Consider the following 19,882-nt stretch of genomic DNA (forward strand, 5'->3'; position numbering starts at 1 on the left):
TTGCACCGGAACACGTGGTCCCTGTGCGCGATACTGGGATCGAACCAGTGACCTCTTCCGTGTGAAGGAAGCGCGCTACCGCTGCGCCAATCGCGCTGATCGACCAACATACCATGTTGGACGGATCCGAGGTGGCGACGGGATTCGAACCCGTGTATACGGCTTTGCAGGCCGCTGCCTCGCCTCTCGGCCACGCCACCGTCAAGGCGGTGCCATGACGCCTCCGAGCGGATGACGGGACTCGAACCCGCGACCCTCACCTTGGCAAGGTGATGCTCTACCAACTGAGCCACATCCGCATTTCTCGCTGCCCGGTTTCCCTGGCAACGAGATATAACTCTATACGCAGCCGGCGGCTGACGCAAAATCGGAAACGGGTGATCGTAGTCACAGGCATCGATCAAGCATTCAGGCTGATCCATTTAAGATGTGTGGGTGGACCAGGAATCCCCGCACAGCCGCCCCAAAGGGTGGCTGTCACGTCATCACAAGCAAGGCACCCGACCGTGGCGCAGGCTGCGATTGGGCTTCCTGCGCTGGCGGGGCACGGTCATGGCCAATCCCCACACCGCCCGCCTCTATCGCCTCATCGTCGGCGGCCTCGGCACCCTCATCGTGCTCATCGGGCTCGTCCTCGTGCCGCTGCCTGGGCCGGGCTGGCTCATCGTCATCATCGGCCTCTTCGTCATCTCCAGCGAGTTCAACTGGGCGCGCAGGATCCTGCACTTCGTGCGAGTCAACGTCGAGCGCTGGACGCACTGGATCATGGCGCAGCCGATCTGGGTCCGGTGGACCGTCGCGGCCCTCACGGCCGCGTTCGTGGCCGTCATCGTGTGGTGCATGCTCCGGATCATCGGACTGCCCGATTGGGTGCCCGAGCTCGAAGTCCTCGAGTTCCTCGACCTGCAGTAGTCCGGGGAGGACTCACCCGCAGAGAACCGGCCCGGTCAGGTCCGTGCCGGAGTGAACCATCCCGGGGAGGACTACTCCGGGGAGGACAGCGCGGTGAGGCGCGACAGGCAGCGCATGTACTTCTTCCGGTAGCCACCGGCCAGCGAATCCTCGGTGAAGACCTTGTCGAGGGCCTGACCGGAGTTGATGATGCGGACGTTGCGATCGTAGAGCCGGTCGACGAGCGCGACGAAGCGCAGCGCCACACTCTCGTTCTCGATCGTGGTGACGTTCTCCCACGCGGCTGCGTCGACGCCGTCGACCATGCGGCCGTAGCGTGAGGGATGGACGGTGGAGAGATGTTCGAGCAGCGTCGAGAAGTCGTCGCGGGCGACCACACCGGTGAGCTCGCCGGCAGCGGCATCGAGCTCCTCCGCGGGGACCGGGTCCGCCGGGGCACTCAGCGCCCGGTGACGGTAGTCCTGACCGTCGATGCGGTAGACCTCGAACTGATCGGCCAGCGCCTGGATCTCGCGGAGGAAGTCCTGGGCGGCGAAGCGTCCCTCGCCCAGCGATCCGGGCAGGGTGTTCGAGGTGGCGATGATCTTCACTCCGGCATCCGTGAGCTCTCTCATCAGCCGTGACATCAGCACGGTGTCGCCCGGATCGTCGAGTTCGAACTCGTCGACGCAGACGAGCTTCATCTCCGAGAGGTCGTCACGGGCTCGGGCGAAGCCGAGGGCACCCACGAGGTTCGTGTACTCGACGAAGGTGCCGAAGGTCGCAGGCTTGTCGTTCGCGTGCCACGCCGAGGCCAGCAGGTGGGTCTTGCCCACGCCGTAGCCGCCGTCGAGGTAGACGCCCTTGGGACCGGAGCTGCCCTTCGAGAACAGCTTGCCGAAGAGACCCTTCGACTGGGTCTGCGCGGTGAACTCCTCGAGCTTGTTCCGCGCCTCTGCCTGGGAGGGTTCGGCAGGGTCGGTGCGATAGCTGTCGAAGGAGACGTCTTCGAACTGCGGGGGCGGGACGAGTCCCGCGATGAGCTCTTCGGGTGCGACATGGGGGGATCGGTCGCTCAGTGCGACCGTGGTCTGCTCGGCATTCACTCGGCCTAGTCTATTGCAGTGCGTTTGCCCCCGATCAACCGCCCGACGTGAGAAGGCGCTCACCTGTGCACGCGGGCACGCGGCACGGACCGCTCAGGATCCGCCGCGAGGCCCGCGAGCCTCGCGAGCCCGATCGGCACCGGCAGGTCAGTTGAAGTCGAAGCCGAGACGGCCGAGCTGCTTCGGGTCCCGCTGCCAGTCCTTGGCGACCTTGACGTGGAGGTCGAGGTAGACCTTCGTTCCCAGCAGCTTCTCGATGCCCCGCCGAGATTCGGAGCCGATCCCCTTGAGGCGGCTTCCGCCCTTGCCGATGATGATCGCCTTCTGGCTGGGACGTTCGACGAACAGGTTGACGTGGATGTTCCACAGCGGGTTGTCCTCGCTGCGACCCTCGCGGGGATACATCTCCTCGACCTGCACGGCCAGGGAGTGGGGCAGCTCGTCGCGGACGCCTTCGAGGGCGGCCTCACGGACGAGTTCGGCGATCATCATCTCCTCGGGCTCGTCGGTGAGCTCGCCGTCCGGGTAGAGCGGCGGGGAGACAGGCAGATGTCCGGCAAGCACGGTGTCGACCGTGTCGACCTGGAAGCCGTCGACGGCGGAGACCGGAACCACATCGGCGAAGTCGGCGAGCTCGCCGACGGCCAGCAGCGCCTCGGCGACCTTGTCCTTCGGCACCCGGTCGACCTTCGTGACCAGGGCGATGATCGGCGTCCTGCCGTCGAGGAGTTCGAGCTGGGAGGCGATGTAGCGGTCCCCCGGCCCGATCGGCTCATCGGCCGGCAGGCAGAAGCCGATCACGTCGACCTCGCTCAGGGTTGCGGCGACGAGGTCGTTGAGTCGGCTGCCGAGCAGGGTGCGGGGTTTGTGCAGGCCCGGGGTGTCGACGAGGATCAGCTGGTGGTCGTCCTTGTGGACGATGCCGCGGATCGTGTGCCGAGTGGTCTGGGGCTTCGCCGAGGTGATCGCCACCTTCTCCCCCACCAGAGCGTTCGTCAGCGTCGACTTGCCCGTGTTCGGTCGGCCCACGAAGCAGGCGAACCCGGCCCGGTAGTCTTCCGGGTAGTCCGTGCGAAAGTCCATCTCAGTCCTCTTCCTGTGTCACCTTGACGTGGGCGATGCGGTGTCGGCGTCCCTGGCCCTCCATCGCTTCGATGCGCAGCCCCGAGATCTTCGCAGTCGACCCGGCGATGGGGACGCGGCCGATGAGTTTGGTCAGCAGTCCGCCGACGCTGTTGACGTCGTCTTCGTCGATCTTGACGTCGAAGTGCTCGGCGAAATCGGAGATCGACATCCGGGTGCTGATGAGGAAGGTGCCGTCGGCTTCCTCAACGAGTTCGTCATCGCTGGAATCGTATTCGTCCTCGATCTCGCCGACGATCTCCTCGACGATGTCTTCGATGGTGACCAGACCGGCTGTGCCCCCGTATTCGTCGACGAGGATCGCCAGATGGGTCGAGTCGAGCTGCATCTGCGAGAGCAGATCGTCAGCGGGCTTCGTCTCCGGGACGAAGAGCACGCCGCGGGCGAGGATGTCGACGGGCCGCTCGGAGTCCTCCGGGTGCAGGTGCAGCCGTCTGGCCACGTCCTTGAGGTAGGCAACACCTTGGATGTCGTCGAGGTCCTCCCCGCTGACCGGGATGCGGGAGAACCCTGACCGGAGGAAGAGGTTCATCACCTTATGCAGCGGGGTGCCGGAGATGACGGTGACGAGGTCGGTCCGCGGGACCATGACCTCGTTGGCTGTGGTGTCGGAGAGGTTGAACACGGACTGGATCATCTCGCGTTCGCCGTCTTCGATGATGTCGGACTCGCTGGCGCGTTCGACGAGGTCGCGCAGCTGCTCGGAGGTCACGAAGGGACCGTCCTTATACACCTTGTCCGGGGTCAGCAGGTTGCCGAGCAGGACGAGGATCTTCGTCACCGGTGTGAGGACGACGAGGACGAGCCTGACCACCCAGCTGAGATTGAGGCTGACGGCCAGGGATCGGCGCCGCCCGATGGTGCGCGGGGAGACTCCGGCCACGACGAAGACCGCCACCGAGGCGGTGAGCACGGTGAGCACGACCATGACGGGGCCGACCGAGTAAATCGAATCGTAGGCCAGGGCGATGAACACCGTGGCCAGGGCCTCGAGGAAGTTGCGGACGAAGATGATGACATTGATGTTCGTGGGCAGATCGGCGAGGATCCGCTCGACCCGCTCCGCCGACTTCTTGCCCTCGTCCTTGGCGTCCTGGACCGCATGATGGGAGACGCTGAGCAGCGCCGCATCCACGGCGGACAGGGTTGCGGAGACGACGAGGCACAGTGCAGCCCCGAGAAACAACCAGATCACGGCTCAGACCTCGGTGGGAGTGGGAATGTCGGTGCGACCGTCGTAGCGGGCGGCGAAGAACGTCAGCAGCAGATGACGCTGGAGGGCGAACATCTGCTCCCGCTCCTCGGGCTCGCCGTGGTCGTAGCCGAGCAGGTGGAGGAATCCGTGGACGGTGAGCAGCAGGATCTCGTCCATCGTCGAATGCCCCGCCTCGGCGGCCTGCTTCTCGGCCACCTCGGGGCAGATGATGATGTCGCCCATCTGACCCTCGGTGGGTGCTTCGGCCCGGCCCTGACTCAGCTGGTCCATCGGGAAGGACATGACATCGGTCGGTCCTTCGAGGTCCATCCAGGTGACGTGGAGTTCGGCCATCGCGGCCGCCTCGACCATGGTCACGGCGAGTTCGGCACCGGGATGCATATGCAGGGCCTGGCCGAGGTATTCGGTCAGTGCCACGACCTCGTCGAGATCCACCTCGGCGGCGGTCTCGTTCGCGATCTCCGTGTTCACTTCGCACTCCCCCACAGGTCGTAGGCGTCGACGATCTTCGTCACCAGGGAATGCCTGACGACGTCCTTGCTGCCGAGTTCGCAGAACTCGAGGTCCTCGATGCCGGTGAGGATGTCCCGGACCATCTTGAGTCCGCTGCGGGTCTTGCCCGGCAGATCGATCTGGGACACGTCGCCGGTGACGACCATCCGGGATCCGAAGCCGAGGCGGGTGAGGAACATCTTCATCTGCTCGCCGGTCGTGTTCTGCGCCTCGTCGAGGATGATGAACGCGTCGTTGAGGGTGCGTCCGCGCATGTACGCCAGCGGGGCGACCTCGATCGTGCCGGTCTCGATGAGCAGCGGGATCGACTCGGGGTCGACCATGTCGTGCAGTGCGTCGTAGAGCGGTCGCACATAGGGGTCGATCTTGTCGTTGAGAGTCCCGGGCAGATAGCCGAGGCTCTCGCCGGCTTCCACGGCCGGACGGGTGAGGATGATCCGGGAGACCTCTTTGTGCTGGAGGGCGTTGACGGCCATGGCCATCGCCAGATAGGTCTTGCCTGTGCCGGCCGGTCCGATGCCGAAGGTGATCGTATGGTGGCGGATGGCCTTGACGTAGTCGTGCTGACCCATCGTCTTGGGTCGGATCGACTTTCCCCGGGTGGAGAGGATGTTCGTGCCCAGCACCGCCGAGGCGGCCGTGCCCTCGGAGGAGAACGAGGTCACCCGGTCGATCGTCTCCTCGTTGATCCGATGCCCGGAGGCGTGGAGCTTCTTGAGCTCGCCGATCACGGAGACGAAGGCCTCGATGCGGGCGGGGTCGCCGACGGCCTGGACCTGGTTGGCTCTGACGTGGATGTCGAGGTCGGGGAAGGTCCGCTCGAGCTTGCGCAGGTTCGACTCCCCCGGCCCGAAGAACTCGACGAGGTCGATGGAGTCGGGAATCACGAGACGGACTGTGTCGGACGCGGCCGCCGCCTGTTCCGATGCGGCCGAGTCTCCGGGTTCGGTGTTCACAGAGTTCGTGTTGCGGGTGGAGGTGTCCAGAATGATCCTTCGCTGATGCGTGCACTCGGCTGAGTGCGGGTGTGTGCTTCCATCGTAGTCCGCTTCCTCACCAACGGCCCAATGAATTCTGGGCCATGACGAGACCGGCGGGTCCGGCCGAGGAGGTCCGCAGGATCGTGGGTCCGAGGAGGACGGGAGCGGCGCCGAAGTTCTCAAGTGCTGTGAGCTCGGCATCGCTGATGCCCCCTTCGGGTCCGATGACGAAGACGATCCGCTCGGGTGTCGTCTCGGCCTCGGCCAGTTCTCTCAGCGCCTGTGAGAGGCTCACCTCGGCAGTCTCGTGGAGGGCGAACACGGCGTCGGCCTCCGAGAGCGCCGTCACCAGTCCGGTGCCGCGGACCAGGTCGCACAGGTGCGGGAACCGTGAGCGCCGGGCCTGGAGGGAGGCGGCGTGGAGCAGGTTGTCCCACTTCGCGGCCATCTTCTCCCGCTTCTTCGCAGGCCAGTCGGCGATCGATCGTTCGGCGGCCCAGGGGATGACCTCGTCGACCCCGATCTCCGTGGCCGTTTCGATCGCCTGCAGATCGCGGTCGCCCTTGGCCAGGGCCTGGACGAGGACCAGCCGTGGGCCGCTCGTCTCGTCCCGGGTCACCGCGGTGACGTCAAGTGCCAGTTCGCTCGCCGAGGCGGTCGTGACCGTTCCGCTCGCCCGTGTCCCCTGCCCGTCGACGATGTCGACGGCCTCTCCGGGACCGATCCGGCGGACCCGGACCGCGTGTCCGGCCACGTCCTCACCGAGGATGAGCACGTGGCCGGGGACCGCCTCGGCGGCCTGCAGGGAATGGAACGTGGGTCGGCTCACCGACCGGCGAACTTCTCACGCATGCGGGAGAACATGCCCCGGTTCTGGGTGGTGATCTGTGCCCGCGGGGTCTCTTCGGCGCGGAGTTCGGCGAGCTTCTCCAGCAGTTCCCGCTGTTCGTCGTCGAGGGCGTCCGGGGTGACGACGTCGACGGTGATGAGCAGATCTCCGCGGGTCTCCGAGCGCAGTCGGGTGGCGCCGAGGCCCGCGAGTTTGACGACGGTGCCCGACTGGGTGCCCGGTTCGATGTTGAGGTCCTGGTTGCCGTCGAAGGTCTCGAAGGGGATCGAGGCGCCGAGGGCAGCCGCCGTCATCGGTACGGTCACCGAGGCGCGGAGGTGGTCTCCATCGCGTTGGAAGACCTCGTGGCGGGCGACCATGACCTCGACGAAGAGGTCACCGGCGGGGCCGCCGCCGGGGCCGACCTCGCCCTGGCTGCCGAGCTGGATCCGGGTGCCGTCGGAGACGCCGGCGGGGATGCGGATCTTCATGGTCCGCTGTTTGCGGACGCGACCGTCGCCCTGGCAGTTGAGGCAGGGGTTGGGGATGACGGTGCCGAAGCCGTGGCAGGAGTTGCACGTCTGGTTGGTGACCATCTGCCCGAGCAGAGTCCGCGTCATCCGCTGCACGCTGCCCGAACCGTGGCACAGGGTGCAGGTCTCGACGGAGGTGCCCGCCTGAGTGCCGGCACCCGAGCAGGTGTCGCAGACGACCGCGGTGGTGACGTCGAGGTCGACGGTGCCGCCGAAGGCTGCGGTCTTGAGGTCGATGTTGACGCCGACGAGGGCGTCCTTGCCGCGCTGGGTCCGCGGCATCGGGCCGCCGGCCTGGCCGCCGCCACCGCCGAAGAAGGTTTCGAAGATGTCGCCGAAACCGCCGAAGCCGCCGGCGCCGGCAGGGAATCCCTGACCGTTCTCGCCGCCGCCCATGTCGTAGTTGCGACGCTTCTCCGAGTCGGAGAGGACGTCATAGGCCAAAGAGATGGCTTTGAACTCGTCCTCGTGCCCGGGGTTCACATCCGGGTGGTACTTCCGGGCGAGCTTGCGGTAGGACGCCTTGATTTCAGCCGCCGAAGCATCCTTGGACACTCCGAGTGTTTCATAGTGATCGGCCACAGAAACTTCTCTCTCCCTGGTGGTGTGGTTGGTTCGCGTGTGTGGTGCCGGCTGCTGTGTGCGGCAGGTCTGTCATTCTTCCGAGCTATCTTCCGAGCTATCCGCGATCGAGGATCGAGGAGACGTACTTCGCGACCGCGCGCACGGCCGAGATCGTCATCGGATAGTCCATTCTCGTCGGTCCGAGGACGGCAAGTCGAGCCGAGGAACCCGCGTCATGACCATATTCGGCGGCCACAACGGATGTCGAACTGAAGGATTCGTGAGTATTCTCACGACCGATGCGCACGCTGATCTCCTCCTGGTCCTCGGCCATCGAGGTGAGCAGGCGCAGCAGCACCACCTGCTCTTCGAAGGCCTCGAGGATCGGGGCCATCTTCTCCCCGAACTCGCTGCCGGAGCGGGCGAGGTTGGCGGTGCCGGCCATGATGATGCGCTCCTCGCGGGTGGCCGCGGCGAGATCGACCACGGCCTCTCGGACCTGGGCGAGCACGCTCGTCTCCGCGCCTGCGGCCCCGACTTTGTCGGAATCGGCTGGCGTCGCGGAGGATTCGGCATCGGCTGCGTTCCTCGGCAGACTCCCGTTCATCACCTTCGCGAGCTTCTGCCCGGCGAAGTCGGCGTTGATCCGGTCCCTGATTCCCCTCAGCGCCTCATTGTCTGTGGGCGTCGGGGTGGTCACGGTCCGCTGTTCGACCTGTCCGGCATCGGTGATGAGGACGACGAGGATGCGGGTCGGCCCGAGTCCGACGATCTCGATGTGTTTGATTCTGGCCAGGGACACCGTCGGGTACTGGATCAGCGCCACCTGGTGGGTCAGCCCCGAGAGCACACGAACGGTGCGGTCGAGCATCTCGTCGAGTTCGACATTGCCGTCGATGAGTTTGAAGATGGCGCTGCGCTCGGCCTGGGTCAGCGGCTTGAAGTCATCGATGCGGTCGACAAACATCCGGTAGCCGAGATCGGTCGGGATGCGCCCGGCGGAGGTGTGCGGCTGGGCGATGTAGCCCTCCTGCTCCAGGTGCGCCATGTCATTGCGGATCGTCGCAGGCGAGACGCCGAGGGTGTGTCGCTGGACGATGGCTTTGGATCCGACCGGCTCGTTGGTGGCGACGAAGTCCTCGACGATCGCGCGCAGGACCTGTGCTCGTCTGCTGTCGTTCATCCGTCTCCTCCCCACTCTTGGCACTCGCTGGACCTGAGTGCCAATTCTACGCTTCTTGGGTGGCGATTTCACTTCAGGCCCCGCCTCGGCGGCCTTTCGCCGGTGCTCCGGCGAGACTCTTCCGGGTGCGTTCGGCTGGCTTTCCCGGATGCTCTGGGCGAGCTCTCCCAGGCGCTCTGGCCAGGCTTTCCCGGGTGTGCTCGGCAGGTCTGCGCGCACGCACGGTCGTCCTTGATTAGGCTGGGTGCCCGTGAACGCCTTTGATCGCTACGGACCCGATGTGCTCTCGGGATCCTCACCTTCCTCGCACCGTCCCAAGAAGTCCCGTCCCGTCGAGCTCGGACTCGGAATGGTGCTCGAGGACGCCATGAGCGGCTATGTCGGGGCGGTGGTCGGAGCCGAGAAGACCACGGCCGGGGTCGTCGTCAACCTCGAGGATCGGACCGGGAAGGTCAGAGCGTTCCCGCTCGGACCGGGATTCCTGCTCGATGGTCAGCCCGTCGACATCACCCTGCCGCGGAAGAAGAAGTCGAGTTCTCCCGGACGCACCGCCTCGGGCTCGCGCGCCGTCAGCGGAGCTCAGGCCAGAGTGGCCCGGGGTTCGCGGATCTGGGTCGAGGGCAAGCACGATGCGGAGCTGGTGGAGAAGATCTGGGGTGATGACCTGCGCATCGAAGGCGTGGTCGTCGAACCCCTCGGCGGCCTCGATGATGTCGCGGACAAGCTCGAGGCGTTCGGCCCCGACAGGGAACATCGGGTGGGTGTGCTCGCCGATCACCTGGTGTCGGGGACGAAGGAGTCGAAGATCGCCGAGGCGGTCCGTGCCGATCCGCGCTACCGCGACGTCGTCCACATCATCGGTCACCCCTATGTCGACATCTGGCAGGCGGTGAAGCCGCATGTGGTCGGAATTCGTCAGTGGCCGACAGTGCCGCGTGGAGAGGACTGGAAGACCGGAATCCTGCGGCGCATCGGATGGCCGCATGCCGATCACCGGGATGTTGCCCGGGGGTGGGTGCGCATCCTCGGGAAGGTGAGCACGATCGCCGATGTCGAGCCCACGCTCTCGGGTCGGGTCGAGGAGCTCATCGACTTCGTCACTGTCGCCTGAGTCGAGTCTGGGTCTGAGTCGGTCGTGACGTCGCCGGGCCGTGTTGCAGAGTTGGCACAGTCTTCGGGGTTTCCTCCCTGCGGCGGCGGGGCCGACTGCGATAGTGTGAAACCCAGGAAGCCCCTGACCGGAAGCCCCGAAAGGAACAGCATGTCGAACAACCCCGAGCAGCCGAACAACGGCCGCCCCATGCCGCCGAACTACTCCCAGGCCTCTGGTCCCCAACAGCCCTACACTCAGCAGAACCAGAGCGTCTGGTCCCAGCAGCAGTACGGGTCCCAGCAGAGTCAGCCTCAGTATGGCTCCCAGCAGCAGAGCTACGGCTCGCAGCAGCAGAACCCCCAGTCATACGGCGCTCAGCATTCCGGCTACGGCTCCCAGCAGCAGTACAGCCAGCAGCAATACGCCCAGCAGCCCTACGGCGCCGGCGCTCAGTCCTATGGCTACGGTGCTCCACAGGCGGTGAACCCGGCGCTGTTCAACTCTCAGGCGCTGCCGGAGAACGCCTACGGTCCCGGATCTGAGCAGTTCTGGCAGCCCAGCGAGTCCGAGCGGACAACCGTGATGTGGACGCACATCGGAGCCCTGTTCATCGGCTTCCTCCCGCTCATCATGTTCCTCGTCAAGAAGGACGAGTCCCCCTTCGTTCGGGAGCACACCCGTCAGGGTCTCAACGCGTGGATCACGAACGTGATCGCCACCTTCGCAGCCACCTTCGTGCTCGGCATCGTCGGGTTCATCCTCGCCCTGGTCACCTTCGGGATCGGCATCATCGTCATGTACCTCGCATGCCTCATCCCCTTGGTCTATGTCGTCCTCTACATCATCGCCGCGATCGCAGGAAGCAAGGGCGAGGGCTACAAGTTCCCGCTGACCTTCAACTTCGTCAAGTAAACGGCATCGGCGTCGCCGAATAACCGACGCCGATCATACGGTCCGGGCCCGGTCGAATTCCTTCGGCCGGCCCGGACTGCTACGTTCTGGAGCCGAGAGCGAAGTGCCGAGAGCCGAGCACAGCCGAAGGCCGTGGCGGTGCTGGCCGCCTCGAGCCGTCTCAGGTGCGCACTCAGACCAAGTAGTCGGTGAGGATCCTGACCATATAGTCGGCCATCAGGCGTCCCTGCAGGGTCGGCTGGAACCATCCCTGCGCGACAGCCTCGGCGTCGAGCAGACCCTGGTTCACGAAGTTCCTGATCGCCAGTTCGCTGCCGGGGCCCAGGGTGTCGAGGCGCAGCTCCGAATCGATCCGGGCGGCGAGCATGATCCTCTCGATCTCCCGGGTCTGGGCCGAGAGGACCTCACGGCCGATGCCCGGGGAGTCACCGGCCAAGAGCCGATCGGACCAGGCCTTGGGATGCTTCGCATTCCAGAACCGCACTCCCCCGATGTGGGAATGGGCACCGGGCCCGAAACCCCACCAGTCGGCGTTGCGCCAATAGGCCATATTGTGTTCGCAGCGCGTCGCCGCAGACGTCGACCAGTTGCTCACCTCGTACCAGCGGAGCCCGGCTGCGGTCATGGCGGCATCGGCGATCTCGTACTTATCAGCCAGATCGTCCTCATCGGGCATCGGCAGCTGGCCGCGCCGGACCATCGCCCCCATCTTCGTGCCCGGTTCGACGATGAGCGAATAGGCGGAGATGTGGTCGACCTCGTTGGCCAGGGCGACGTCGAGTGAGCGGCGCCAGTCGTCGATCGACTCCCCCGGGGTGCCGTAGATGAGGTCGAGGCTGAGTTCGAGCCCGGCATCCTTTACCCACCTGGCCACGTCCGGGATCTTCTCCGGATCGTGGGTGCGGTCCAAGGTCGCAAGCACATGCGGCACGGCCGACTGCATGCCCAGGGAGATGCGGGTGAAGCCGGCCCCGGCCAGCGTCGCGATATAGGCCGGGTCGAGCGTGTCCGGGTTCGCTTCCGTCGTGACCTCGACATCGGCGGCCAGACGGTACCGTGCCCGGATATCGGTCAGCACTCCGGCGAGCACCGAGGCATCCAGCATGGTCGGAGTGCCGCCGCCGAAGAAGATCGTCGAGACCTCACGGTCCCCGGCCCCCACCTCGGCGAGGGTGCGCACGGACAGATCGAGTTCGCGGGACAGATTCGCCCGGTAGTCGTCCCGGGAGGCACCGGGACCGAGGTCCTCGGCGGTGTAGGTGTTGAAGTCGCAATAGCCGCAGCGGACCCGGCAGTAGGGGACGTGGACGTAGAGACTCAGTCCGCGGTCCGCGGCCCCGACACCCGCCGAGGCGGGGAGGGAGCCGTCGAGCGGAGGAACCTCACCGGTCGGATGGGCGGGCACTTACTTCTTGGCGTCCTTCTTCGTCTCCGGCTCGTCCGAGGACAGCGCGGCGATGAAGGCCTCCTGCGGGACTTCGACGGTGCCGACCATCTTCATCCGCTTCTTGCCTTCCTTCTGCTTCTCGAGCAGCTTGCGCTTACGGCTGATGTCGCCGCCGTAGCACTTGCTCAGCACGTCCTTGCGCATCGCGCGGATGGTCTCACGGGCGATGATGCGTGAGCCGATGGCGGCCTGGATGGGCACCTCGAACTGCTGGCGCGGGATCAGCTTGCGCAGCTTCCCAGCCATCGCCACACCGTAGGAGTATGCCTTGTCGCGGTGGACGATCGCGGAGAAGGCGTCGACCTGGTCGCCGTGGAGCAGGATGTCGACCTTGACGAGATCGGCGGCGTCCTCGCCGTCATCGGAGTAGTCGAGTGAGGCGTAGCCCTTCGTGCGGGACTTGAGCTGGTCGAAGAAGTCGAAGACGATCTCGGCCAGGGGCAGGCGGTAGCGGATCTCGACACGATCCGAGGACAGGTAGTCCATGCCCTGGAGTTTGCCGCGGCGGTCCTGGCAGAGCTCCATCACGGCACCGATGAAATCGCTCGGGGTGAGGATCGTGGCCTGGACCATCGGCTCGCGGACTTCCTTGATCTTGCCGGTGGGATATTCGCTCGGATTCGTCACCGTCATCTCTTCCCTATCCTCCATCGTCACCTCGTAGATGACGCTGGGGGCGGTGGAGATGAGGTCGAGATCGAATTCGCGCTCCAGGCGGTCGCGGAGGACCTCGAGGTGGAGCAGTCCGAGGAAGCCGCAGCGGAAGCCGAAGCCCAGAGCCGTCGACGTCTCGGGTTCGTAGACGAGCGAGGCGTCGTTGAGCTTGAGCTTGTCGAGGGCGTCGCGCAGCGCCGGGTAGTCGGAGCCGTCGATCGGGAACAGACCGGAGAAGACCATCGGCTTGGGCTCTTCGTAGCCTTCGAGCGCCTCCTCGGCCGGGGACGAGAGCAGAGTGACCGTGTCGCCGACCTTCGAGAGGCGGACGTCTTTAACGCCGGTGATGAGGTAGCCGACCTCACCGACGCCGAGGCCTTTGGTCGCGTTCGGCTCGGGTGAGGAGACGCCGATCTCGAGGAGTTCGTGGGTGCTGCGAGTCGACATCATCTCGATCTTCTCACGCGGTTTGAGCGCACCGTCGACGAGGCGGACGTACGTCACGACTCCCCGATAGGTGTCGTAGACCGAATCGAAGATCATCGCCCTGGCCGGGGCATCGGCATCGCCGACGGGTGCCGGGATGTCGGTGGTGATGCGGTCGAGCACGGCCTCGACGCCTTCGCCGGTCTTGCCGGAGACGAGCAGGCAGTCCTCGGGCTCGCACCCGATGAGGTTCGCCAGCTCCTCGGCGTATTTGTCCGGCTGGGCAGCCGGGAGGTCGATCTTGTTGAGCACGGGAATGATCGTCAGGTCGTTCTCCATGGCCAGGTACAGGTTGGCCAGCGTCTGGGCTTCGATGCCCTGCGCGGAGTCGACGAGCAGGAGGGCGCCCTCACAGGCGGCCAGGGACCGGGAGACCTCGTAGCTGAAGTCCACGTGGCCCGGAGTGTCGATCATGTTCAGCGCGTAGGGGGTCCCGTCGGTCTCCCAAGGCATCCGCACGGCCTGGGATTTGATCGTGATTCCGCGCTCGCGTTCGATGTCCATGCGGTCGAGGTACTGGGCACGCATATCGCGCTGCTTGACCGCGCCGGTGATCTGGAGCATCCGGTCGGCCAGGGTCGATTTCCCGTGGTCGATATGAGCGATGATGCAGAAATTGCGGATCAGCTCGGGTGAGGTCGCGGACGGTGATATCCGCTTGAGTGATTCTGCATTCACCTGAGGTGACATGACGCCCTTCCTTCGACAGACCAGAACTCCCATTGTTCCATGGGTTGCACGGGAGACTGGAATCCGCGCCGTCCCATTCGCCGGGGGCCGAGTGGGACGAAATCGGTCGATGATCGGCGATGATGGGTACATGAGCGATTTCTCGATCATGAGCTTCAACCTCAGATATCCGGCCATGGACGGACATCCTGTGGCCACGCGCCTGCCCATCGCCGCCGAGCTGATCCGTGATGCCCACCCCCACATCGTCGGCACTCAGGAGGGCGAGCTCGACCAGCTCGAGACTCTCGTGTCCCTGCTGCCCGAGGAGTACATCTGGCTCGGGGAGGGCCATTCCGGAGGGAACGCCGGTGAGTTCACCGCCGTCATCTACGACTCCACCCGCTTCGATGTCGAGGCCGTCGATATCAGCTGGCTCTCGGAGCAGCCGGAGACGGTGGCCTCCGAATCCTGGGGCGTCTCGCATGCCCGGACGCTCACGACGGTGGATTTCACGGACATCGGCTCGGGGCGCCGGCTGCGGGTGCTCAACACCCACCTCGACCACAAGTCGGAGCGTGCCCGCCTGGAGTCGGGGAAGATCATGGCCGAGACCATCGCCGAGGTGGACGTCCCCTGCGTGGTCACCGGAGATTTCAATGTCGCCACCGGTTCGCCCGTCTACGACTATTTCTGCACCGAGCTCGGGCTCACCGACACCGGCGCCGAGGTGCCGGGTGAGAACATCGGCACCTTCCACCGGTATCGGGGACCGAAGACCGGTGACGGTCGCATCGATTGGATCCTGACCACCTCGGCGCTGGAGACCCTGTCGACCCGGATCAATACCTTCAACGTCGACGGCACCTATCCTTCGGACCATTTTCCGATCGAGGCGATGCTGCGCTTCCGGGATCAGCACTGAGCTTCGGGGATCTGCGATGAATGGTCTCAGCGTCCTCGTCTAGGCTTGGTGCCCATGAGCTGGAAATCATTGGTCAACCGTGCAGTCAGGATCGGCGTCCGCGAAGGTGTGCGCTATCTCAAGGACGCGAAGGCGAAGAACGATTCGGGCCCCTCCCGGGACACGCCCCGCGAGGGCGGACCGCACCCGCGGCCCGGATCGGATTCTCCGGCCGACTCCGGCAGCCGTCGCCAGAGCCCCGCACCGCAGCAGTCCGGGACGGGCGCCGGCGCCTATCCGGGCGACTACCGGGGATCGATCTCCGTGTCCTACTCCCCCGATCTCGACGGCGACGCCGACCCCGGTGAGGTCGTCTGGGGGTGGATCCCCTACGAGGAGGATCATTCTCAGGGCAAGGACCGTCCCTCTCTCGTCGTCGGCCGCGACGGCAGGTGGGTGCTCGTGCTCATGCTCACCAGCAAGGACCATATTCCCGGCGGATTCGGCGAGGTGCGCGAGGACCGCAATGCCAAGTGGATGAACATCGGATCGGGTGACTGGGACTCCCAGGGCAGGCCCTCCGAGATCCGCCTCGACCGCGTCATCCGCGTCGACCCGAACTCGATCCGCCGCGAGGGCGCGATCATGCCCCGCGAGGTCTTCGAAAAGGTCGCCGCGAACATCGAGAGCTGAGGCCCCGCGAGGATTTCCGACTCGGCGCGCGAGCCTGTAACATAGGCTGCTGTGTCTTCATCATGGCGTGTGTCTCGCCGAGGTCGGGTGAAGATGCCATTCGATTCGATGTCATCGATGTGTTTCCCCGCGGAGATGAGAGTGTCGATCGGATGTGCCCTCACGACCATGTATCACTAACACGAAAGAGTGTTGAAATTGGCTAATATCAAGTCCCAGATGAAGCGGATCAAGACCAACGAGAAGGCCCGCCAGCGCAACAAGGCTGTCCGGTCCGAGGTTCGGTCCTACGTCCGCGTCGTTCGCGAGAACATTGCTGCCGGCCAGAAGGACGAAGCGCAGCAGGCTTATGCTGTGGCCGCCCGCAAGCTCGACAAGGCTGTTTCGAAGGGTGTTCTGCACAAGAACAACGCTGCGAACCGCAAGTCGCGCCTGGCTTCGCAGATCAACGCTCTCTGAGTCGAGCGCTGAGGCTCTAGCTTCGAGGGGCCCGATCCGTTACGGATCGGGCCCCTCTCGCATTCATCACTCGCGTCCATCCCCATCCGCTCCGCCCCACAACTACCTGGCGGGGGCCCAGCTACGTGGCGCCACGTAGCTGGGCCCCCGCCAGGTAGTTGTGGGAGAGTGTCAGCGTTGCCGAGCCAGGCGGCAGACCTCGGAGACGAACCATTCGACGGCGTAGACGGGATCACGGCCGCCGCCCTTGACGGCTTCATCGGCTTCGGCCGCGGCGATGAGCGATTGGCCCAGCGCCACTTCGTTCCAGCGTCGCACCTCGCGGCGGGCGCGGTCGACCTGCCAGGGCGCCATCTTCAGCTCTGCGGCGAGTTCCCCGCTCGATCCGGAGAATCCCTGCACCTTGGCCATCCCCCGCAGCTTCATCGCCACGGCGGCGACCAGCGGCACCGGATCGGAACCGGTCGAGAGAGAGTGCCGAAGCAGGCTGAGCGCGTTCTTCGCGTCCCCGGACACCGCCGCATCGGCGACCTTGAAGCCCGTGGCCTCGACCCGACCGCCGTAGTACTGGTCGACGACCCGGGCGGTGATCGTGCCCTCGGTGTCCTCGATGAGCTGATCGACTCCGGCATTGAGCTCGGCGAGGTCGGAACCCAGCGCCGACATCAATGCGGCCATTCCCGCCTCGTCGATCTGTCGCTTCGCCGCCTTGAACCGCCCCTGGGCGAACTTGGCACGGTCGCTCTCGTTCTTCAGCGTCCCGGCATCGACCCGGGGGAAGCCCGCGGTCTCGACCTTCTTGACGAGTTTCGCACCCCGGTTGCCGCCGCCGTGCAGGAGCAGGACGACGGCGTCGTCATTGGGCTCGTCGAGATAGGCCAGCGCGTCCTTGAGGAAGTCCTCGGAGCATTTCTCGACGGAGTCGACGACGATGAGCTTCGCGGAGGAGAACAGTGAGGGCGAGGCGGCCATCGCCAGTTCCCCGGCCTGGTAACCCGCAGCGTCGAATTCGATCTCCTCCGGGTCCTTCTTCCTTGCGGCAGAGACGATGCGGTCCTTGGCCATGCGCACGAGCACGGATTCGTTCCCGGAGATCATGACGACGGGGGCCGGTTTCGCCGAACTCCACGGGACCAGGGTCTTCTTCACTGCCATGGTCTCAGCCTATCGTCTGCCCGGGACACGACGCGCGCTCACTGTCTGCTCTCCGGACAGTTCCGGCCCGTGCTGGATCGAGCCTCGGCGTAGATCGCGATCGACCCGCAGCGGTCGGTGCGCAGCACCGGCACGGGACCGAATGCGGTGATCGCGCGGGGATTCGGATGCCCGTAGCTGTTCTCCCCCACCGAGATCACGCCCATGCGTGCAGCAGCCGCGGCGAAGAAGTCCTCCGAGAGGTCCGCCGAGCCGTGGTGCGGGGCGATGAGTACGTCGACCGGTTCGAGGCTCTGGGCGATGATGTACTGCTCCTCCTCGCCGACGTCGCCGGGGATGAGATAGCTCACCCCGTCCGCTTCGACCCTGAGCACCAGAGAGTCCTCGTTGCGCACCTCGGTGCTGGCGTCATCGCCCGGGGTGCCGCCCGCCCCGACCCCCGGCACCGTATCCGGCGACGCGGCCGTCCCTGCGGCCGACCCGGCGCCAGGCACCGGGGCCGGTTGCAGTCGCCCGGGGCCGGCCCGCAGCGGCGGCCACAACACCTCGATCTTCGCCGCCCCGGAGTTGATCGTCTCGCCGCGGTACGTCGCCACCGCCTCGGCACCGGTGTCGGTCACGATCTGCCGGGTCTCCGGTGCGTCGGCGACGTTGGCCGACACCCACAGGCGCCCGAGTGTCCGTGACCAGGTGGTCCCGGCGTATCCGGCATAGTGATCGGCGTCGAAATGGGAGATGACCAGGTCGAAGGTCTCGATCCCAGATTCGTCGAGGCAGGTGTCGATGGGACCAGGCTCCTTGCCGGTGTCGACGACCAGCCCTCGACCGCCGCCGAGGTTGATCAGCGTCCCCGAGCCCTGACCGACATCGCAGACGAGCACCAGCCAGTCGGCGGCCGGCGCCTTCGTCCGACCGGTGACGATGACCGTCGCGGTCAGCGCGATGCACAGCACGAGGATCGGCAGCCCCCACAGCCTCCTGCGCACAAGCAGCCAGGTACCCACGCTGAGGATGAGCAGCAGGCCGAGGGCGATGAGCGTGCCCCAGGGCGGCTCCGGCCAGTCGAGAGCGGCCCCGGGCAGGCTCGCGCAGATGCGCGCGACCTCGACGATCCACCAGGCCGGCAATGCCGCCAGCCAGGCCGGTGCCTGCGCACACCACAGCAGCAACGGGATGCCGAGGAGTCCGAGGCCCGCGCAGACCATCGAGACGAATCCGAGCACGGTCGCCGGCAGCACCGCCGGTGCAGCCAAGGCGTTCGCGGCCACCGACCAGGCCCCGATGCGCGGATCGATGGCCACGAGCACCGGGGTGCAGGCCAGCTGAGCGATGAGGGGGACGACCACGGCGGTGACCAGAACGGAGGGCAGGAAGGAGAAATGGACGCTGAGACGGAGCAGGAGGATCGGGACGATGAACATGATCGCCGCCGTCGAGACCACGGAGAGCACGAAACCCACCGAGGTCGCGAGCACCGGTACGAAGGCGAGCAGCAGGCACACCGTCGAGCACATCACCGCTGCCGGGGCGATGCCACCCCCGCGGAGGAACACGAGGGCGACCGCGATCGCCATGCCCGCCGCCCGGATCGCGCTGGGTTCGAAGCCGACGATGAACACGTAGCCTGCGCAGGTGAGCACCCCGACGGTGACCCGTGTGCGGGGACCGGCCCGACAGGCCCCGGCCAGCAGACCCGCGCCGAGGCTGACGATCGTGACATTGCTGCCGGAGACCGCGGAGATGTGGGTCAGGGACACCACCCGCATGTCATCCTGCATCCGCTCGCCCTGCGGATCGGTGTCGCCGATGACGAGCCCGGGCAGCAGGTCCCCGCCTTCGTGGCCTACGGCCCGGGAGTCCTCGCTCAGCCGGGAGCGCAGCTCCGCACGCCATTGCCAGACCCCGTTCGGTTCGCGCAGCACCTGTGGATCCTCGCTGCTGATCCGGATGTCGTTGAGTCGTTCGGTGCGCATCAGCACGCGCGAGCCGTCGGCCGGGACGGAGGGACTGAGTACCTCGGCGATCCCGGTCTGAGTGAGCAGCGTCAGCCGTGACCACCCGGATGCTCCGGGCTGACTGTGACCGATCACGGTTCCCGTGACGTCCGTGTCCTCGGCGGGTCCGCGGGAGCCGCCCAATGCCGTGATCTGGATCGTGAGCAGGCACGCGAACATGATGAGCACCACGCCGAGGTGGTGGTGCCGGCGCAGGCAGAGAAACCCCAGCCCGGCCACGACAGGGGTGGCGAGCAGCGCCCAGGGCCCGAGTCCGATCAGGGCCGCAGCCCACAGTCCCGCCGCACACACGAAGAGCCGCAGCGAGCCGGGCCGCACCTGGGAGATTGTGCGCGCCCGCTCCATCCCGACCCGCCACAGCTGGCCGCTCCCCTGCCACAGCTGCCCACCCCGCTGCCGTAGTTGCGCACACCGTTTCCGCAGGGGCACCGAACGTG

At 66.0% G+C, this 19,882-nt stretch carries 18 protein-coding genes and 3 tRNA genes; 6 read left to right on the forward strand and 15 right to left on the reverse strand.

Annotated elements, in window-relative coordinates:
• Positions 1-24 precede the first annotated feature (24 nt).
• The 3 genes from CV023_RS04120 to CV023_RS04130 form a co-directional block, all read right to left on the reverse strand.
• Positions 25-96 (reverse strand) — tRNA-Val (locus CV023_RS04120).
• Positions 97-129: 33 nt separating this feature from the next.
• Positions 130-200: transfer RNA gene (locus CV023_RS04125), tRNA-Cys, on the reverse strand.
• Positions 201-226: 26 nt separating this feature from the next.
• A tRNA-Gly gene (locus CV023_RS04130) sits at positions 227-299 on the reverse strand.
• A gap of 136 nt (positions 300-435) precedes the next feature.
• On the opposite strand from CV023_RS04130, the gene CV023_RS04135 reads away from it, so the two are divergent.
• Positions 436-912: a PGPGW domain-containing protein gene (locus tag CV023_RS04135; protein WP_230744179.1), complete on the forward strand. Its 477-nt coding sequence runs from the start codon at positions 436-438 to the stop codon at positions 910-912.
• Between the two features lie 71 nt (positions 913-983).
• Here CV023_RS04135 and zapE read toward each other — a convergent pair whose 3' ends face one another.
• From zapE to hrcA, 8 genes are all read right to left on the reverse strand, one after another.
• Positions 984-1,997 carry a cell division protein ZapE gene (gene zapE, locus CV023_RS04140; RefSeq protein WP_230744180.1) on the reverse strand — a complete coding sequence of 338 codons (1,014 nt, stop codon included), beginning with the start codon at positions 1,995-1,997 and terminating at the stop codon, positions 984-986.
• A 147-nt stretch (positions 1,998-2,144) separates the two neighbouring features.
• Positions 2,145-3,080, reverse strand: a complete 936-nt coding sequence (gene era, locus CV023_RS04145; RefSeq protein WP_230744181.1) for a GTPase Era — start codon at positions 3,078-3,080, stop codon at positions 2,145-2,147.
• A gap of 1 nt (position 3,081) precedes the next feature.
• Positions 3,082-4,335, reverse strand: a complete 1,254-nt coding sequence (locus tag CV023_RS04150; RefSeq protein ID WP_230744182.1) for a hemolysin family protein — start codon at positions 4,333-4,335, stop codon at positions 3,082-3,084.
• Between the two features lie 3 nt (positions 4,336-4,338).
• Positions 4,339-4,827 (reverse strand): rRNA maturation RNase YbeY, encoded by a 489-nt coding sequence (gene ybeY, locus CV023_RS04155; RefSeq protein WP_230744183.1) that lies wholly within the window; start codon positions 4,825-4,827, stop codon positions 4,339-4,341.
• Positions 4,824-5,825, reverse strand: coding sequence for a PhoH family protein (locus CV023_RS04160; protein WP_230744184.1), 1,002 nt, complete (start codon positions 5,823-5,825; stop codon positions 4,824-4,826). The genes ybeY and CV023_RS04160 overlap by 4 nt, the downstream gene beginning before the upstream one ends.
• Before the next feature lie 97 nt (positions 5,826-5,922).
• Positions 5,923-6,678, reverse strand: a complete 756-nt coding sequence (locus CV023_RS04165; protein ID WP_230744185.1) for a 16S rRNA (uracil(1498)-N(3))-methyltransferase — start codon at positions 6,676-6,678, stop codon at positions 5,923-5,925.
• A complete protein-coding gene (gene dnaJ, locus CV023_RS04170) occupies positions 6,675-7,793 on the reverse strand; it encodes a molecular chaperone DnaJ (RefSeq protein WP_230744186.1) in 1,119 nt (372 codons plus the stop codon). Before dnaJ ends, CV023_RS04165 begins: the two co-directional genes overlap by 4 nt.
• 97 nt (positions 7,794-7,890) lie before the next feature.
• Positions 7,891-8,958: a heat-inducible transcriptional repressor HrcA gene (gene hrcA / locus CV023_RS04175; protein WP_230744187.1), complete on the reverse strand. Its 1,068-nt coding sequence runs from the start codon at positions 8,956-8,958 to the stop codon at positions 7,891-7,893.
• Positions 8,959-9,202: 244 nt separating this feature from the next.
• Between hrcA and CV023_RS04180 the strand changes: the two genes are divergently transcribed.
• Positions 9,203-10,069 carry a DUF3097 domain-containing protein gene (locus CV023_RS04180; protein WP_230744188.1) on the forward strand — a complete coding sequence of 289 codons (867 nt, stop codon included), beginning with the start codon at positions 9,203-9,205 and terminating at the stop codon, positions 10,067-10,069.
• Positions 10,070-10,219: 150 nt separating this feature from the next.
• Positions 10,220-10,963 (forward strand): DUF4870 domain-containing protein, encoded by a 744-nt coding sequence (locus CV023_RS04185; protein ID WP_230744189.1) that lies wholly within the window; start codon positions 10,220-10,222, stop codon positions 10,961-10,963.
• 172 nt (positions 10,964-11,135) lie between these two features.
• On the opposite strand, the gene hemW is transcribed toward CV023_RS04185, so the two are convergent.
• Positions 11,136-12,368: a radical SAM family heme chaperone HemW gene (hemW, locus tag CV023_RS04190; RefSeq protein ID WP_230744190.1), complete on the reverse strand. Its 1,233-nt coding sequence runs from the start codon at positions 12,366-12,368 to the stop codon at positions 11,136-11,138.
• The gene (gene lepA, locus CV023_RS04195) at positions 12,369-14,240 is read right to left on the reverse strand and encodes a translation elongation factor 4 (protein WP_230744191.1); all 1,872 of its coding nucleotides are present in this window, start codon (positions 14,238-14,240) and stop codon (positions 12,369-12,371) included.
• A 130-nt stretch (positions 14,241-14,370) separates the two neighbouring features.
• On the opposite strand from lepA, the gene CV023_RS04200 reads away from it, so the two are divergent.
• The 3 genes from CV023_RS04200 to rpsT all read left to right on the forward strand — a co-directional run bounded on the left by CV023_RS04200 (position 14,371) and on the right by rpsT (position 16,275).
• Positions 14,371-15,144, forward strand: a complete 774-nt coding sequence (locus tag CV023_RS04200) for an endonuclease/exonuclease/phosphatase family protein (protein ID WP_230744192.1) — start codon at positions 14,371-14,373, stop codon at positions 15,142-15,144.
• Between the two features lie 54 nt (positions 15,145-15,198).
• A complete protein-coding gene (locus tag CV023_RS04205; protein WP_230744193.1) occupies positions 15,199-15,816 on the forward strand; it encodes a type II toxin-antitoxin system PemK/MazF family toxin in 618 nt (205 codons plus the stop codon).
• 198 nt (positions 15,817-16,014) lie between these two features.
• The gene (gene rpsT / locus CV023_RS04210) at positions 16,015-16,275 is read left to right on the forward strand and encodes a 30S ribosomal protein S20 (protein WP_230744194.1); all 261 of its coding nucleotides are present in this window, start codon (positions 16,015-16,017) and stop codon (positions 16,273-16,275) included.
• Between the two features lie 171 nt (positions 16,276-16,446).
• Here the strand turns inward: rpsT and holA are convergent, their stop codons facing one another.
• Both holA and CV023_RS04220 read right to left on the reverse strand, forming a co-directional pair.
• Positions 16,447-17,430: a DNA polymerase III subunit delta gene (holA, locus tag CV023_RS04215; RefSeq protein WP_230744195.1), complete on the reverse strand. Its 984-nt coding sequence runs from the start codon at positions 17,428-17,430 to the stop codon at positions 16,447-16,449.
• A gap of 38 nt (positions 17,431-17,468) precedes the next feature.
• Positions 17,469-19,763, reverse strand: a complete 2,295-nt coding sequence (locus CV023_RS04220; protein ID WP_230744196.1) for a ComEC/Rec2 family competence protein — start codon at positions 19,761-19,763, stop codon at positions 17,469-17,471.
• Positions 19,764-19,882 lie beyond the last annotated feature (119 nt).

Origin of the sequence: Brevibacterium sp. CCUG 69071, from assembly GCF_021023135.1 — a bacterium.
Lineage (GTDB): Bacteria > Actinomycetota > Actinomycetes > Actinomycetales > Brevibacteriaceae > Brevibacterium.